Genomic DNA, 295 nt, shown 5'->3' on the forward strand with positions numbered 1-295 from the left:
GGTTTACACAAGAGGGGTGACACAGTTTGTCAGAACCAATTCTTCAAGCAATCAATATCACACGAACATTCGATAGTGGGAAAAAAGCAGTACACGCGTTGCAAAGCATTAACATGAGCATTCATGGGAACTCTTTAGTTATTTTAAAAGGAAGATCGGGGTCAGGTAAAACGACATTAATGAATGTATTAGGAGGGCTTGATCAACCTTCAGAAGGAAGCGTAACTTTTTTAGAACAGAATTTATCTCAACTTAGTCAAAGAGAAATGGATGGGGTTCGAAAAAAACACATTGG

General features: G+C 38.3%; 1 protein-coding gene. It reads left to right on the top strand.

Going from position 1 to position 295, the window contains the following annotated elements; translation table 11 throughout:
• Window positions 1-26: 26 nt before the first annotated feature.
• The coding region (locus AOA62_RS03850; RefSeq protein ID WP_143521728.1) for an ATP-binding cassette domain-containing protein at window positions 27-295 on the top strand (269 nt) is incomplete at its 3' end.

The sequence above is a fragment of the Pseudomonas sp. 2995-3 genome, from assembly GCF_002742565.1.
Taxonomy (GTDB): domain Bacteria; phylum Pseudomonadota; class Gammaproteobacteria; order Pseudomonadales; family Pseudomonadaceae; genus Aquipseudomonas; species Aquipseudomonas edaphica.